Here is a 16,094-nt window from a genome sequence, read left to right as displayed (position 1 = left end):
AAGTAGTGGAAAAGGGTAAAATAACAAGCGGTACACAGTTATTGCTTAATATCCTGAAAAAAACATGATAAAGTGAAGATACATGTATGATGTTAACGCGATAAAAGGGAACGATAGTATTGTCCTTTTTCTACATATTCTCTGCGGATACGATCCATGTCTTGGATATCTTCATCTGTTAACTGGCGAACGACTTTGGCTGGACGGCCAAAAGCAAGTGAACCTTTTGGGATGACTTTTCCTTGCGGGACAAGGCTACCTGCACCAATAAAGGCTCCTTCGCCAATTTCCGCACCATCGAGAATGATGGATCCCATGCCAATGAGGGCATTTTTTCGAATGATAGAGCTATGTAATGTGACTTGGTGTCCAATGGTAGCACCATCTTCAATAAGAAGTGTTTTTCCAGGACTTTGATGCAGGCAGGATAAGTCTTGAATGTTGACGTTTTTTCCAATTCTCACAGGAGCTACATCGCCTCTAATGACCGTTTGGAACCAAACGCTTGAATATTCTCCAATTGTGACATCACCTGTAATGGTGGCGTTTTCTGCAACAAAGACCGATTCATGAATCTCAGGTGTAAACTGATGATATGGATAAATCACTTTTTCGACTTCCTTTCTTAATACAACATTTGTGAGGTGTTTACTTTGTGGACTTGGCATGCTGAAAGACCGGTTGGTACAATTGTCATTGTACATGGTGCTAGTGAATATCATGGCCGATATAAATGGCTGATCGAAATGTGGCGAAATGCAGGCTACCACGTCGTCATGGGTGACCTGCCTGGGCAAGGGACATCGACACGTGCGAGAGGCCACATTCGTTCTTTTCAAGAATACATTGATACAGTGGATGAATGGATTGAACATGCGAAGTCGTTCAGACTTCCGACATTTTTACTTGGACATAGTATGGGGGGACTGATTTCGATTGAATGGTTCAAGCAGTATACCCATACGAAGATCGATGGCCTTATTTTATCATCACCTTGTTTAGGTCTGCAATTTAAACCGAAGAAGCTGATGGATTTTGCGTCAAAAGGGCTAAATGTGCTGGCGCCGTCTTTTAAAGTCGAATCTGGGCTGTCGATTGAACTTGCCACACGGAATCAAGATGTGATAGAGGCAGATTCGAATGATTCGCTTTATGTGACGAAGGTGTCGGTTCGCTGGTATCGAGAACTGGTGAAAAATATCGATGCGGCGATGCAGCCAACGAATGTCTTTCGGTCGATTCCACTCCTGCTCATGCAGGCAGGCGATGACAAGATTGTAGATAAAACAAGAGTGATGAAATGGTTCAATGGTATTGAATCAACCAATAAATCATACCGTGAATGGGAAGGGCTTTATCATGAAATTTTTAATGAGCCCGAGCGAGAAGATGTGTTTAAGGCGGCAAGAGCCTTTACTGATCAATATATTTGATTGTGAGCTTAAGTTGGGGGTGGATTGATTTGTCAGTACCAGAACGTCCTTTTGCACTGATGACGAAGGTGTATAAAGATATTTTTCCGCTAGTTCATCAGGAGCTAAAAAAGTGGCGGGCTCATGCAGAAATGATTGAAAATGAAGAACTGAGAACGCAGGCACTAGCGAGCATATCCAGTAAAACCTTTCACTGTGAAGGCGGGGGAATTTTATCTCTGCTTGCAGGTGAAGCGAAGGAAACGTGTATTGAATTCATTGTGGCGTATCAAACGATTAGCGATTACTTAGATAACTTGTGTGACCGCAGTACATCACTTGATCCAAAGGATTTTCATATGCTGCATCAGGCAATGAGAGATGCACTCGATATTCATGCGGAGCTTAAGCCGTATTATCAATTCCGTGATGATCAAGAGGATCATGGGTACCTGCATGCGCTAGTCAGGACGTGCCAAGATGTGCTGTCACGTCTAGCACATTATCCGATCATTCAGCCCTATTTACATACGCTGTGTGATTATTATAGTGATTTACAAGTACATAAGCATGTGGTTCCTCATGAGCGTGAACCTCGATTAGAGTCATGGTTCCGCCAGTATGAAAAGGATTTACCAAAGATGGAGTGGTATGAGTTTTCCGCATGTGCAGGATCAACGCTGGGTATTTTCTGTCTTGTGGCTTATGCACTTCAGCCTGATTTTACAGAGAAGCAGGCGAAGCAAATTTACGAAAGCTATTTCCCTTATATCCAAGGTCTGCACATCTTACTGGACTATTTAATCGATCAAGAAGAGGACAGGCTGGAAGGCGATTTAAATTTTTGCTCGTACTACAACTCTCATCATGAGATGATGGATAGACTACAGCATTTTATTGAAAAAGCGGATGAACAGCTGAAAGGCATTCCACACGAGAATTTTCACAAACTAATCAATAGAGGGTTACTTGCGGTCTATTTGTCTGATGAAAAAGTGACAGCTCAAAAAGAGATGAACAAGCTGGCAAAGCGGTTGATCAAATCAAGCGGGAAAACATCGTTCTTTTTCTATATCAATGGCAGAGCCTATCGAACCTATCAGAAAATGCCTTGGATGAAATCTTCTTAACGTATAAAATAAGCTCATCAGCTTGTAGAAAATGTTTTTCTACAAGCTTTTTTGTTTTGAACTGTTTCGCTTTGGACCATGTACAGTTCTTTTATGATTACAATCCTCTTATTTGCTGCCGATATTATTCTTAGTGTACGAAAAGTAGGAGAAAAGTATGAATCGAGCGAATCGTATCTCCTTCTTATGGCGTATATTTGTTGGAAATTTTAAAAAAGGGGAAGGTCGAATATGTCGTTTTTTAAAAAGTTTGCAGCAAGTGTAGGAATCGGTGCAGCAAAAGTGGATACAATTTTGGAGAAAGATGCGTATGAACCGGGAGAAGAAGTAAAGGGAACAGTCCATGTGAAGGGCGGAAAAGTGCCTCAAGATATTCGCTATATTGATTTAAAGTTGAATACATGGTACACCATCGTAAAAGATGATGAAGAGCAGCGAAAATACACAACGATCCATTCTGTCCGAGTGACTGAATCATTCACGATTCAGCCAGGGGAAGCTCATCAGTTTACTTTCTCTTTTTACCTTCCTCTTGATACACCAATGACTGTAGGTAAAGTAGAGGTGGCTGTTGTGACAGACCTTGATATTCAAGGTGGTATTGATAAATCTGATCATGACCGCATTTTTGTAAGCGCGCACCCGTGGGTGAATCGTGTGCTTGAAGCTGTTGGAAACTTAGGCTTTCACCTTCATGAAGCAGACTGCGAAGAAGCACCTTATTTCAGGCGCCGCCTTCCCTTTGTTCAAGAGTTTGAGTTCATACCGACTTCCGATTATTATCGTCAAATGCTTGATGAGTTAGAGGTGATTTTCTTCATTGATGAAGAGGGGCTAGATCTCATTTTTGAAGTTGACCGCAGAGCAAGAGGGCTGCGTGGCTGGCTGGAAGAAATGTATAATGACGGAGAACAGCTTGTACGTGTCCGCTTTACTCGATCAGAGCTTGCAGATGCAGAAGAGCTGGAAGTAGTGCTTGAAGAAATCATTGACCAATACGCTTATTAAATAATAAAACTCAAATCCATTAAGAGGATTTGAGTTTTTTTTCGATGGCTACCACAAAGGGCGGATCGTTTTGAATATTCATGTATTGATAAGATATTACCTGTACTTCTTCGTGATGGAGTGTTTTGCAATAATCAAGAAGGATGTCCTTCTCTTTTTTTCCTTCGGGATGACCGTGGTAAATCACAAGAACGATCAGACCTCCAGGCTTAAGCCAATCCATGAGCTGTTTGATCGCTTCAATGGTCGTATGTGCCTGAGTCGTGACGGTTTTATCGCCTCCTGGTAAGTACCCAAGATTGAACACTGCACCAGATATGTGGCCATAAGCATCCGCTGGCAGATGTTCAGCAAGTTGTTCATGTCCGTCATGGATCAGGTGAACGTTTGGATAGTGCTCACCAAGTCTTTTGCTTGTTTGCTCAATGGCTTCCTTCTGTACATCGAATGCGAAAACTTGTCCATCTCTCCCGACAAGGTCAGCTAAATAGCGTGTATCATGGCCATTTCCCATCGTTGCATCAATGACAATATCGCCTTTTTGACAAGCACGTTCTAACAGCTCTTTACTAAAAGGGAGCATCCGTTTTAAAATCATTTTGCCGCTTCTTCCAATCTGACGAAGCGTTTACCTTGGTAGCTGTTACGTCTTTCAAGCTCAGCATTAATGGCATTGAGCACTTCCCATTTATTCACACTCCACATTGGACCTACCATTAATTCAATGGGACCATCGCCTGTAATACGATGAATAATCATTTCTGGGGGCAGGATCTCCAGCTGATCACAGACAAGCTGGACATATTCCTCTTGGCTGAGAAACTCTAGTTTGCCTTTCTCATATTGCTTTACCATCGGTGTTCCTTTTAACAGGTGAAGTAGATGAATTTTAATTCCTTGCACATCTAAATCAGCGACAGCTTTTGCTGTCTCCATCATCATATCTCGGTTTTCAAGAGGAAGACCGTTGATGATATGTGAACAGACTCGAATGCCATGTTTTCGCAGTTTTTCTACACCTTCTACGTAGCATTCATAATCATGGGCACGGTTGATGAGCATCGCTGTCCGCTCATGCACAGTTTGTAGACCAAGTTCAACCCATAAATACGTCCGTTCGTTTAACTCAGCTAAATATTCCACCACGTCATCTGGCAGGCAATCAGGTCTTGTGGCAATCGATAAACCAACCACTCCATCCAGATTCATGACGGTTTCGTATTTTTCTTTTAAAACAGGAAGCGGCGCATGTGTGTTTGTGTAAGCTTGGAAATACGCCATGTATTTTCCGTCTTTCCATTTTGTATGCATCCGATCCTTGATTTCATTAAATTGAGTGATGAGATCATCCGCCCGGTTCCCTGCAAAATCACCAGATCCTGCTGCGCTGCAAAATGTGCAGCCTCCATGTGCGACAGTACCATCACGGTTTGGACAATCAAAGCCGCCGTCTAATGCGACTTTAAATACTTTATGACCAAAGTGCTCACGCAAATGATAATTCCATGTGTGATAACGTTTCTCGCTGTTTGAATATAAAAAAGGGTTATGCTGATCCAAGTCAGTAACCTCCTTGCATAATAGGCATCCTTAAAGTTTAACAAAAATCACGAAAGAGGACAATTGAATCTGTCCAACATTTTCTTTAGTGAAAAAGCTTTACGTGGGCAAAATAGGCGAGAGCAATGATGAAATGGAGGGATGGCTAGATGGCAACTAGAAAATCAATCGATGAATTTGTCCAAAAAAGCACTGAGACTCTTGAGTTTGCAAGCGAACAGTTTGATTTGAGCTCTCGCCAAGAACATTATAACGTAGAAGAATTTTCAAAAGCGCAGCTCATGCTTGAGGATGCGGTGAATGAATTAGAAAAGTTAAAAGATGTCGCCAATGATCAGCAAAGAGAACGTTTAGACAGAACGCGTGTACAAATTCAAAGTCTGCAAAACCAAATGATTTTAGGTATTTCATACGAGAACGAATGATGAACAGATCCTTCTTTTAAGGGTCTGTTTTTATTTTTTGGCTGTTTTCGCAAAGATTGTTGTTTTTGGATATATATTTGTAATAGGTTTTTATTCTGTTAAAGTATGTTATATATAGAAATTGCAAATATCTTCAAGGGGGTAGAAGAAATGTTGGAGACTCTTCCTGATTGGTTTTGGGCATTATATTACTTGTTTTTCTTAGCAACATTAGGAACCGCAATATTCAGTGTTGTGAAAAATAAACATAGGGGATTGTCCATTCTAACCATTGGATTTACTGTTACAATTCCGATTATTAGCCTGATAAATAGCATTGGTAGAGTAGAAGGAATGAATGAATTTGAACACTTATTTAGTCAATTGCGACAGGGTGCAGTTTGGTCTATCTTTACAGTTATAGGCTATATATTTTTATTAGTATGGTGGGTGCTAATCCTGTTCAAAAGCAAGTCCAAAAACAAAGTAGTAGTATCTAATTAAAACATTGTAGAGACCTCAATATTCGGGGTCTTTTATTATGCACTTTTTCAGGCGATTATGAAAGTTATTAACGTGTTGAACACCCTAAACCAGAAGCAAACCTGGCTTCCGAAAGCTTTTAAGTAGCTTCGTCATTTTATCTGGTTCGTCTGCCAATTTTTTTCTAAAGTCTCTTGACTTTTCAATTAAGTGTCTATATTGTATTAGGTGTACTACATCAACTAATACACTACAGACACTTAAACGTGAAGAAAGGTGTTTAATCATGAAAAAAGAAAAAAAAACAATCAATTTAAAGTGGATGGTACTGGCTGTTGCGTTAGCATGTACATTTTTTTTCGTTCTCGTTTTCATTGGTTTTGAAGTTCAAAAAGATTTTATTCCAAATTCGGTCCCTTTAATGCAAGGACATGATCAAGCGATAGGACTGCAAAAGCATGAATGAGAAAAGAGGGAGCCATCATGATTCAAATAGATCCAAGAAGCGCTGCACCAATATATGAACAAATCATTGAGCAGTTAAAAATTTTGTGCTTAAAAGGCGTGATGAAACCAGGTGACAAACTGCCTTCTGTGAGAGAGCTTGCCACCATTATTATTGCGAATCCAAACACCGTCAGCAAAGCGTATAAAGAGCTTGAACGGGAAGGAATTATTGAAACATTAAGAGGTCGTGGAACGTATGTGACAGAAGGTGCACAGTTAAAGCTGAATGAAGGGAAGGTGTTAGAGATGAAGGAGCAATTAAGGCAACTCATTATTGAAGCTCATTATGCCGGTATTGATATTCATCAACTCAAAGAGTGGCTGGAGGAGATCAGCTCAAGTCTAAAAGGAGGAAAACAAGTTGATTGAGGTCAGAAATGTATCAAAGAAATTAAATGGACGCGAAGTACTCAGCAACGTTTCCTTCAAGATAGGCGAAGGAGAGATCTTTGGTCTGCTTGGCCGGAATGGCTCTGGTAAAACAACACTTCTTCGCTTGATTCAGCAAATCCTTCTTCCAGATGAAGGAGAGATTTATTTTAAAGATGTACTCGTAAAAGACCACCCGTTAGTGAAGCAAAATATTGTGTATATGCCAGTCGTAAATCCCTACTTTGACCGGTACAATTATGGACAGCTTGTGAAGCTGTTAAAACAACTGTATCCAAAGTTTGACGTGACATATGCCAATGAGCTTGTGAACCGGTATGAGATTCCGGAAAAAGTGAAATACCGGGAATTGTCGACAGGTTTAAAGAAACAGCTATCCCTCATTTTAAGTTTTGCCATCAAACCAGCAGTCATTTTGTTAGATGAGCCGACAGACGGGATTGATGCAGTCACAAGAAATGACGTTCTTCAGCTGATGATTGACGAGGTGGCAGAACGACAAACAACGATTTTAATTACATCTCACCGTTTAGAGGATATTGAGCGTATGTGTAACCGAATCGGGTTTTTGGAAGGAAATCAGCTCACAAGTGTTATGGATTTAGACGAATTAAAGAATGACTACGTTAAAATCCAGATGGCATTTGAAGAGGATATGAACTTAAGTATTAGAAAAAAAGGCGTTGCCATTTTAGATCAAGCGGGTGTGTTCTATACAGCACTTGTACTCAAAACAGATGAAGAAGCAAAAGAGTATTTGAAATCGCTTGAACCAAAAGTGTGGCATGAACTGCCTGTAAATTTAGAAGAAGTATTCATTGCGAAGTTTGGAGGGAAACGCAGATGGTAAAGCGGCAATTGTTATATAAGGAATGGAAGCAGTCTGAGCTGACATTCATTTTAGTGATGCTTGTTGCGGTATTTGCGACGCCATTATCCTTTTTAATGGAATACTCATCCTTTCAAGATTGTTTAGAAAACCGAGAATGTCTAATGGATACAACAACATTCACTTATATTTTTAAGACGGACGCATTTCTCTCACTTTCATGGGTCATGGGAATATTTTTTGCTGTGATTCAGCTAGGATTTGAAAGAAATAAAGGGCAGATGGACTTTACCGTATCCTTGCCGTTTAGTAGAAGTTCCATCTTTCACACAAAGTTTTTCTTAGGTGCTGGAATTATTGCAAGTGTTCATGCTGTTTCATACCTTCTCATTTATTTATTAAAATTAGGTCTTGGGCCAATAGAGACACCTGGATTTAACAGTCATTATTTCTCTGCGTTGTTGTCAGCCTTGATGATCTATAGTTTGTTTTTTGCAGCAGGTGCTTTAACAGGGAGTGCTATTTCTCAAGCAATCGTTGGATTTAGTACAGCTATTTTACCTTACTTAGTGATTGGTTTACCAATCCTTCACTTAGATTTTATCTTTAAAACAAGCGGGATGTGGCTGGATAAAATCTTTAATTTTTTGATCACGCCCATTTCCCCCATTACTTATATTACAGCTAACAGTTTTTATCAGGAATATCCGCTTTGGTTCAATGGTGAAGAATACATCGTTCCAATTGTCATGATGTTGCTATTTTACCTTATTGGCTTGTTTAGCTTTATTAAACATCCAATTGAACGAAATGGCCGATTCTTCCTTTATTCAATAATGGATCGCCCAATTCAAATTATGGTGATCGTGTTTGGCGTCTTAGGGTTTGGCTGGGTTGGTTTCTCCTCAGATTCATTAATTGGATATTTTGTTGGGATGTGCATCGGTGGAGCTGTAGGCGCACTGACGAGTTATTTCTTAATCTATCGAAAAAGATAAACAGAGAGCAGGGGAGTAGAGATGATTCAAATTCAATCGTTAGATCATGTGTTTAAAATTGGGAAAAAGGGCAGGGAGAACGAGATTCCTGTGCTCAAAGACATTGACTTGTCTATTAAAAGAGGCGAAATTGCATGTATCGTCGGACGAAGCGGTTCGGGGAAATCCACTTTACTGAATTTAATATCGGGATATATTACGCCAACAAGCGGACAAATTATGGTTGATGGCACCAATGTGACCGGCTTTAATGAGAAAGAATGGGCAGACTTTCGGTTAGATCATTTTGGCTTTATCTTTCAAAGCTTTCAATTGATCGGGAGTTTAACAACATATGAGAACGTTGAACTTCCGCTCACTTTAAAAGGTGTGAAGCCGTCTGAGCGAAAAGTGAAAGTAAAGGAAATGCTGAAACGAGTTGGACTGGAACATCACGCAGGACATTATCCTAATGAACTATCAGGTGGACAGCAGCAGCGTGTGAGTATTGCAAGAGCCTTGATCCTTAATCCGTCTATTATTTTAGCGGATGAGCCAACAGGCAGTCTGGATTCAGAAACTGAAGGAGAAATTCTAGCCTTTATCCAGCAGCTTAATCGTGAAAAAGGAATTACATTTGTCATCATTACACATGACGATGAAGTCGCTTCAATCGCAGACACAACGTTCCAGCTTCATGATGGTGTATTAAAGAAAGGGGATCAGTCCATTGAAATTTAGAGATCAGGTCAAATTCATCAGAAGAAATATGAAGAAAAATAGATTGCGTGTGTTTATGACCATACTTGCAACGACAATGGCATGCTCTTTCTTAATCGTTCTAGCGTCAGTTGGTTTTGGTCTGCAAAAATCGGCTCAAGATGAAATCATGAAACAACAAATTATCACAGAAATTAAAGTGTTAGGCAAAGAAAAAGGTGACGTCAAGGTTGACGATTTAAAGAAATATGATCATGCGAAATCTGTCGTTGCAAGAACGTCAATCATTCCATCGGTTCACGTCGAGCTCGATAATCGCTCAAGTGATACGCAGGCTGTACTGACAGATATGAAAGAAGAAAAAGAGGCAGGCCTTGAACTAGACCGTGGAAAAGTCCCAACATCGGCGAATGAAATTGTAGTTGGGTATCAAATGGCAGAACAACTTTGGACGGAAAAAGAACGAAAAGACTATGAAAAAGAAATGAATCAGACATCAAATGGTGAAGATACACCGGAAGAGCCAAAAGGCTATACGAAGGAAATTTTAAACAAAGTCATTCAAATCAAGGTGCCGAAACTGAATGAAGAAAATGAAGTGGTGAAAGAAAAGACGTTCGATTTCCGTGTCGTCGGTGTATTGAAGAAACCGAATTTGGAGTGGCAGCAGGATCATAAAATTCTTATTCCGAATGCTTATGAAAAAGAATTTAGTCAAGTGCTCGATCTGTCTCCTGATGCAGGAAATGTCGAAAAAATGACGTCTGTCTATGCTGATAAGTTCGACAATGTCGGTGCGCTCACAGATAAGCTGACAGATGACGGCTATCAAGTCATCTCTGTGACGAATCAGCTTGAAGGAATGGATATGTTCTTTACAGTCTTTAAAATTGGACTCATCTTTGTTGGATGTATTGCGGTCATTATTTCGGCGATCGGCATTTTCAATACGATGACAATGGCCGTAACAGAGCGGACACAAGAGATTGGGATCATGAAAGCCATCGGTGCGAATCCTTCCATTATTAAGCGAATGTTCCTCATGGAAAGTGCTTATATTGGGGTGATTGGATCGATCATCGGGATTATCATCTCGTACATCGTTAGTTTTGCAGTGAATTTAATCATTCCAGCAATTTTGTCTTCCATGTCTGAAGGGGGATCAAGTGATCAATTCTCGATCACCTTCTCCTATATTCCGCTAAGCCTTGTGGTCACAGCAACAGTGATTAGTGCAGGAGTCGCCATTATTTCTGGACTCAATCCAGCACGTAAGGCGACAAAAACGAATGTATTAACAGCATTAAGAAGAGAAATTTAAAGAAGAACCTCCTGTACCTATATTGGGCTGACAGGAGGTTTTTTTATCGTCAAAAGATGTCTATTGCTTTGGTGCCCGGTACCCTGCACGCTCAGCTTCTTCTACGGAGCAGAACATTTTGGTCACGTTTTTTGTCCGTGAGTAGTATCTGCTGCTCGGTGTGTGATATATGCCGTTGACACTTCCTTTAATATTACAGGCGGCAGATTCTTTTTTTGTTTCTTTTTGTGACTCATGACCGCCAGTATTCGACCCATCATCTTTAGGAGCAGATCGCTGGGCCGATGACGTGGTGTCTTTGTTTACTTTCTGGTGTTCTTTTTTGAGTGTTTCGTTTGTAGAGGTGAGCTTGTCTATTTTCTCTTCAAGCTCATGGATGGTTTTTTCTTGCTGTTTGACTGTCTTCTTTTCGGAGGTGATGGTTTCTAATTTCTTGGATAGCTTTTCTTTTTCTTTGGTCACGTCTTCTAAAGAGGCCGTCAGCGTTTCTTTGTCTTCCTTTAGAGGAGAAATGTCAGATGCTAATTGTTTTTGCACTTTCAGCAGCTGTTCAGAAGATGGATCTGCTTGTGCTTTCGGAGCACCTGTGCCGGCAAACGGTAATGACATAATAGAAAAAACAAGACCAATGGTCAAAAAAGGATAGAAGAGTTTTTTTGAAAAGATTTGTTGATTTTGGTGTTTAAGTAATAAATAATTGACGGCATATCCTATGGCGAAACAAATACATAAAAGACCTATGATGAGTAACATCATCATCTGGCAGCCCCCCTATATCGCTATTTATACCTATCATACCTCATTTTTCCATTTTGGGGAGCGGTTCAATTAAAAAAACCCTGTTTAAACAGGGTTTTCAGCTAATGGCAATCCTTTGATTGCTTCTTTTACCGTTAAATAAGTGATCGTATTCTGGAAGTCTGTATCTAAGTCTTTCATTTTCATCGCAAGCTGTGGTTTGATCCCAGTGATGATGAGTTCAGTTCCAGTTAAGTTCAGCAGGTGATGCAGTTTGAAAATTCGCGCTGCAACGGAATCATCGACATCAATTAAACCAGAAAGATCGACAATTAAATAATCATCCTTTGAATCTTCTAATATACAAGTTAACTTCGCGACGATAGCATCAAAGCGTTCTTCTGATAATTTTCCGATGAGTGGAAGAGCGGAAACACCATTTTTGATTGGGACAATTGGCGTCGACAGAGAGGTGACTTCCTGTAAGGAATCTTCTAGGAGTTGTTCATATTCTTTCTGCTTTGTAATGTCCTTTTGAAAGCCAATAAAAAATGTTTTGTCATCTTGTTCAATGTATAGAGGGTCTATATTGAGTTCATTCCAAAAAAAAGTACCGTCTTTTTTATAATTTTTGAGCTGTGTGGTAATAGGTGTTTTGTTTTGAATTCCGTGACGTATTAAGGCAAGTTGCTCTTGATTTGTGTCTTTTCCTTGGAGGAATCGACAATTACGTCCAAGAATCTCATCTGGTTTATATCCAGTCATTTGTGTAAAGCCATGATTCACATAAACGATAGGGTTATCCTCTAAAGAAGGGTCTGTAATGACAACACCAATCCGCGCATGATCCAGCGCTTTTTTTATGAGTTCAAGCTGTTTTTGCAAGCCGAAGATGTTCGAGCTGACCATATTACCCTCCTTTGCTGCTGCTATCAGACATTTAAGATGGTTTTTTTAAAACCAAATGAATTCTTTTTAAACGTAACATAACATATGTTCTGTTTCAATGATTGCAATCGCTTTGTTAAATTTGTCATCATAGTTTGTCCTCCATTAGAATAGAGTAAGTAAGGAGACTTTTCATTAGAAAAAGAAGGAATCATTTGAGGATAATTCATAAAATGACAAAAATAGTTAATATGGATTAGGTGAAAATGATTCCAATGCATCAAGATTGTTTTTGGGTCATTCACATATAATGGAAGAAACAAGCTTTTTTTCTTCGTTAGAGAGAATAGACCTTTTACATGGATTATGACGGAACAGCAGAATGGCATTACAGGGGGCTGGACAGCCTGAAGTCGCTTTACTATTCTAAGGGCTTTAGGAAGGTGATGAAAATGCTGCAACAAGTCATTATTGCTTGCGCCATTGGAGGGGTCATGGGCATTCTCGGTCACGTAAAGAAAAAAGGCAGGCTAGAGAAGCCCAGAATGACAAAGAAGTTTATTTATCTAGGGTTTATTGAAGATTGGCTCGTTGGGATGATTGCTGCTACACTGCTTGTCTTATCCTCAAATCCCGAATCTAGTCTGCACTTGATCATCTTATCCATTATTTCAGGTTACGGAGGAGAAGCAGTTCTGCGAAGCTTCGATTTTGTGAGAGAAGAACGTTCACAGGATGCAGGCTCCAACCGTCATAACCGATCTCCACACGAATAATATCCTCACTTTACCCTAGTCTAGGGTACATTCCCATTGTATACAAACCTGCTTGCACTTATGATCATAATTCTATAAAATACTACTTAGATGACGGTTACGATAAGAACAGTGAAGAGGAGTAGTAGGAAAGCAGTATTTGTCTTTAGAGAATTGACGGCTGGTGAAAGTCAATCAAATCTGCTTCTGAACTCGCCTCAGAGTTGCAGTTGCGTTAAAGCTTCTGTCGCATGTCTGCGTTAAAGATATTAAGTGAGCGTATGAACAGTTCATGACGCTAACAAGGGTGGTACCGCGGGAACCAAAAAATCTCTCGTCCCTTTCCAGGGATGAGGGTTTTTTGTTGATTTTAGAAAAATCTGAATTCTTGCAGTGGTCATCTGAGCAGATAAAGCCGTACATATTAAAGGAGGTTTTCACATTGAGTTTTCAGCATCGGGAAATTGAAAAAAAGTGGCAGGATTATTGGCTGACACATAAAACATTCGCCACATCTGACTCGGAAGATAAACCAAAGTTTTATGCGCTAGATATGTTTCCTTATCCATCAGGAGCAGGGCTTCATGTAGGGCATCCTGAAGGATACACAGCAACGGATATTTTATCACGTATGAAACGTATGCAGGGATACGATGTTCTTCATCCAATGGGATGGGACGCATTTGGTCTTCCAGCGGAACAATATGCGCTGGATACAGGAAATGATCCAGCTGCATTTACAGAAGAGAACATTAATAATTTCCGCCGTCAAATTCAATCATTGGGCTTCTCGTATGATTGGGATCGAGAAATTAACACGACAGATCCGAATTATTATAAATGGACCCAGTGGATTTTCTTGAAATTGTACGAAAAAGGATTGGCGTATATTGATGAAGTACCTGTAAACTGGTGCCCAGCACTCGGTACAGTCCTTGCAAATGAAGAAGTCATTGATGGGAAAAGTGAGCGCGGAGGGCATCCTGTTGAACGACGTCCAATGAAGCAATGGATGCTAAAAATTACAGCATATGCGGACAGGCTGTTAGAAGATTTAGAAGACATTGATTGGCCTGAAAGCATCAAAGACATGCAGCGCAACTGGATTGGACGTTCTGAAGGTGCACATGTTCACTTCGAAGTAGAAGGACATGACGAACAGTTTACGGTGTTTACAACACGTCCTGATACACTATTTGGTGCAACATATGCCGTTCTTGCACCAGAGCATGCACTAGTTGAAAAAATTACAACAGCTGCTCAAAAAGAAGCAGTTGAAGCATATATCAAAGAAATTCAGTCTAAGAGTGACTTAGAGCGAACAGATCTTGCTAAAACGAAAACGGGCATTTTCACAGGTGCTTATGCCATCAATCCATTGAATGGGGAAAAGATGCCGATCTGGATTGCAGATTATGTGTTAGCCACATATGGCACTGGAGCGATCATGGCAGTTCCTGCTCATGATGAACGTGATTATGAATTCGCCAAAACATTCGATCTTCCAATCAAAGAGGTTGTCGAAGGTGGAGACATTGACAAAGAAGCCTACACAGGTGATGGAAAGCACATCAACTCTGATTTCTTAAACGGCTTAGGGAAAGAAGAAGCAATTGAAAAAGCGATTGCATGGCTGGAAGAACATCAAAAAGGTGAAAAGAAAGTCACTTATCGTTTAAGAGACTGGCTGTTCAGCCGTCAGCGTTACTGGGGAGAGCCAATTCCAATTATTCATTGGGAGGACGGAACATCTTCAGCTGTTTCAGAAGAAGAGCTTCCACTGATTTTGCCTAAGACGACTGAGATTAAGCCAAGCGGAACAGGTGAATCACCTTTAGCGAATATTAAAGATTGGGTAGAGGTCGTCGATCCAGTGACAGGTAAAAAAGGACGCCGTGAAACCAATACGATGCCACAATGGGCAGGTAGCTGCTGGTACTTCTTACGTTATATTGATCCACATAACACAGAAGAACTTGCATCGCCTGAAAAGCTGAAGAAATGGCTTCCGGTTGATGTGTATATTGGTGGAGCAGAACATGCTGTGCTTCATCTGCTATATGCACGATTCTGGCATAAATTCTTGTATGATATTGGTGTTGTTCCAACAAAAGAACCGTTCATGAAATTGTTCAACCAAGGAATGATTCTTGGTGAAAATAATGAAAAAATGAGTAAATCAAAAGGGAATGTTGTCAACCCAGATGATATCGTAGAATCTCATGGTGCAGATACATTAAGACTGTACGAAATGTTCATGGGACCTTTAGATGCGTCGATTGCTTGGTCTGAAACAGGTCTTGATGGTGCTCGTCGTTTCCTAGATCGTGTATGGCGTCTGTTTACAAATGAAGATGGCTCCATCAGTGATAAAGTGACAGAGCAATCTGGCGGCGCATTAGAGCGCAGCTACCATGAAACCGTCATGAAGGTAACGGATCATTATGAAGGCTTACGTTTCAATACTGGGATTTCACAATTAATGGTGTTCATCAACGATGCATACAAGGCTGACACACTGCCGAAAGAATATGCAGAAGGATTTGTGAAACTTCTTTCTCCGATTGCACCGCATGTAGCGGAAGAGCTTTGGAATAAACTTGGTCATGAAGGGTCTATTTCTTATGAAGCATGGCCGCAATATGATGAGTCAAAACTTGTCGATGATGAAGTGGAAATTGTCGTACAGCTAAATGGAAAAGTGAAAGCAAAATTAACGGTCCCTGCTGATGCAACAAAAGAGCAGCTAGAAGAGCTTGCGAAAAATGATGCACGGATAAAAGAACAGCTTGAAGGGAAAACAATCCGCAAAGTGATTGCGGTTCCTGGAAAACTTGTCAATATTGTCGCAAACTAATGAACGCACCCATCGGTATCAGCCGATGGGTGTTGTTTATTTCCCGGGACATAATTTTGTCGAAAACAAGGTAATTCCTCCATCAATCTCGTATTTAACAAGTTGATCAAGAAAA

18 protein-coding genes and 1 other annotated feature are annotated in these 16,094 nt (G+C 40.3%); of the genes, 13 read left to right on the top strand and 5 right to left on the bottom strand.

Annotated elements, in window-relative coordinates:
- Positions 1 to 92: 92 nt before the first annotated feature.
- Positions 93 to 608: a gamma carbonic anhydrase family protein gene (locus MKY11_RS14125; protein WP_008342977.1), complete on the bottom strand. Its 516-nt coding sequence runs from the start codon at positions 606 to 608 to the stop codon at positions 93 to 95.
- A 45-nt stretch (positions 609 to 653) separates the two neighbouring features.
- Between MKY11_RS14125 and MKY11_RS14120 the strand changes: the two genes are divergently transcribed.
- The 3 genes from MKY11_RS14120 (at position 654) to MKY11_RS14110 (ending at position 3,550) form a co-directional block, all read left to right on the top strand.
- Entirely contained in the window at positions 654 to 1,433 is a 780-nt protein-coding gene (locus MKY11_RS14120; protein ID WP_019743683.1) for an alpha/beta hydrolase, read from the top strand.
- A gap of 29 nt (positions 1,434 to 1,462) precedes the next feature.
- Positions 1,463 to 2,542 carry a tetraprenyl-beta-curcumene synthase family protein gene (locus MKY11_RS14115; RefSeq protein ID WP_017358359.1) on the top strand — a complete coding sequence of 360 codons (1,080 nt, stop codon included), beginning with the start codon at positions 1,463 to 1,465 and terminating at the stop codon, positions 2,540 to 2,542.
- A 231-nt stretch (positions 2,543 to 2,773) separates the two neighbouring features.
- On the top strand, positions 2,774 to 3,550 hold the full coding sequence (locus MKY11_RS14110; protein WP_144680040.1) for a sporulation protein: 777 nt from the start codon (positions 2,774 to 2,776) through the stop codon (positions 3,548 to 3,550).
- A 19-nt stretch (positions 3,551 to 3,569) separates the two neighbouring features.
- Here the strand turns inward: MKY11_RS14110 and MKY11_RS14105 are convergent, their stop codons facing one another.
- On the bottom strand, positions 3,570 to 4,148 hold the full coding sequence (locus MKY11_RS14105; RefSeq protein WP_017367896.1) for a class I SAM-dependent methyltransferase: 579 nt from the start codon (positions 4,146 to 4,148) through the stop codon (positions 3,570 to 3,572).
- On the bottom strand, positions 4,145 to 5,110 hold the full coding sequence (locus MKY11_RS14100) for a TIGR01212 family radical SAM protein (protein ID WP_017358356.1): 966 nt from the start codon (positions 5,108 to 5,110) through the stop codon (positions 4,145 to 4,147). Before MKY11_RS14100 ends, MKY11_RS14105 begins: the two co-directional genes overlap by 4 nt.
- Before the next feature lie 149 nt (positions 5,111 to 5,259).
- Between MKY11_RS14100 and MKY11_RS14095 the strand changes: the two genes are divergently transcribed.
- The 8 genes from MKY11_RS14095 to MKY11_RS14060 all read left to right on the top strand — a co-directional run bounded on the left by MKY11_RS14095 (position 5,260) and on the right by MKY11_RS14060 (position 10,741).
- Positions 5,260 to 5,535, top strand: coding sequence for a YtzC family protein (locus MKY11_RS14095; protein WP_017367895.1), 276 nt, complete (start codon positions 5,260 to 5,262; stop codon positions 5,533 to 5,535).
- Between the two features lie 150 nt (positions 5,536 to 5,685).
- Positions 5,686 to 6,018 (top strand): hypothetical protein, encoded by a 333-nt coding sequence (locus MKY11_RS14090; protein ID WP_268418643.1) that lies wholly within the window; start codon positions 5,686 to 5,688, stop codon positions 6,016 to 6,018.
- Positions 6,019 to 6,283: 265 nt separating this feature from the next.
- Positions 6,284 to 6,463 (top strand): hypothetical protein, encoded by a 180-nt coding sequence (locus tag MKY11_RS14085; RefSeq protein WP_047945253.1) that lies wholly within the window; start codon positions 6,284 to 6,286, stop codon positions 6,461 to 6,463.
- A gap of 17 nt (positions 6,464 to 6,480) precedes the next feature.
- On the top strand, positions 6,481 to 6,873 hold the full coding sequence (locus tag MKY11_RS14080) for a GntR family transcriptional regulator (RefSeq protein ID WP_024719312.1): 393 nt from the start codon (positions 6,481 to 6,483) through the stop codon (positions 6,871 to 6,873).
- Positions 6,866 to 7,744, top strand: a complete 879-nt coding sequence (locus MKY11_RS14075) for an ABC transporter ATP-binding protein (protein WP_007501894.1) — start codon at positions 6,866 to 6,868, stop codon at positions 7,742 to 7,744. Before MKY11_RS14080 ends, MKY11_RS14075 begins: the two co-directional genes overlap by 8 nt.
- A complete protein-coding gene (locus tag MKY11_RS14070; RefSeq protein WP_047945254.1) occupies positions 7,738 to 8,721 on the top strand; it encodes an ABC transporter ATP-binding protein in 984 nt (327 codons plus the stop codon). The genes MKY11_RS14075 and MKY11_RS14070 overlap by 7 nt, the downstream gene beginning before the upstream one ends.
- Positions 8,722 to 8,742: 21 nt before the next feature.
- Positions 8,743 to 9,441: an ABC transporter ATP-binding protein gene (locus MKY11_RS14065; protein ID WP_007501890.1), complete on the top strand. Its 699-nt coding sequence runs from the start codon at positions 8,743 to 8,745 to the stop codon at positions 9,439 to 9,441.
- Entirely contained in the window at positions 9,431 to 10,741 is a 1,311-nt protein-coding gene (locus MKY11_RS14060; protein ID WP_113747076.1) for an ABC transporter permease, read from the top strand. Before MKY11_RS14065 ends, MKY11_RS14060 begins: the two co-directional genes overlap by 11 nt.
- 60 nt (positions 10,742 to 10,801) lie before the next feature.
- Here the strand turns inward: MKY11_RS14060 and MKY11_RS14055 are convergent, their stop codons facing one another.
- Complete coding sequence (locus MKY11_RS14055; RefSeq protein ID WP_342501499.1) at positions 10,802 to 11,500, bottom strand: hypothetical protein; 699 nt, start codon at positions 11,498 to 11,500, stop codon at positions 10,802 to 10,804.
- 84 nt (positions 11,501 to 11,584) lie between these two features.
- Entirely contained in the window at positions 11,585 to 12,388 is an 804-nt protein-coding gene (locus MKY11_RS14050; protein WP_007501884.1) for an STAS domain-containing protein, read from the bottom strand.
- 425 nt (positions 12,389 to 12,813) lie between these two features.
- Here MKY11_RS14050 and MKY11_RS14045 point away from each other — a divergent pair, with 425 nt between their 5' ends.
- Both MKY11_RS14045 and leuS read left to right on the top strand, forming a co-directional pair.
- Positions 12,814 to 13,143 (top strand): DUF4257 domain-containing protein, encoded by a 330-nt coding sequence (locus MKY11_RS14045; protein WP_008343006.1) that lies wholly within the window; start codon positions 12,814 to 12,816, stop codon positions 13,141 to 13,143.
- A gap of 102 nt (positions 13,144 to 13,245) precedes the next feature.
- Positions 13,246 to 13,467: a binding site (T-box leader), on the top strand.
- A 97-nt stretch (positions 13,468 to 13,564) separates the two neighbouring features.
- Complete coding sequence (gene leuS / locus MKY11_RS14040) at positions 13,565 to 15,979, top strand: leucine--tRNA ligase (protein ID WP_017367888.1); 2,415 nt, start codon at positions 13,565 to 13,567, stop codon at positions 15,977 to 15,979.
- The last annotated feature ends 115 nt before the right edge of the window (positions 15,980 to 16,094 follow it).

Origin of the sequence: Bacillus sp. FSL W7-1085, assembly GCF_038595035.1 — a bacterium.
Lineage (GTDB): Bacteria > Bacillota > Bacilli > Bacillales > Bacillaceae > Bacillus > Bacillus altitudinis.
The sequence above is the reverse complement of the archived record's forward strand: the minus strand, read 5'-3'. Positions and strand labels throughout refer to the sequence as shown.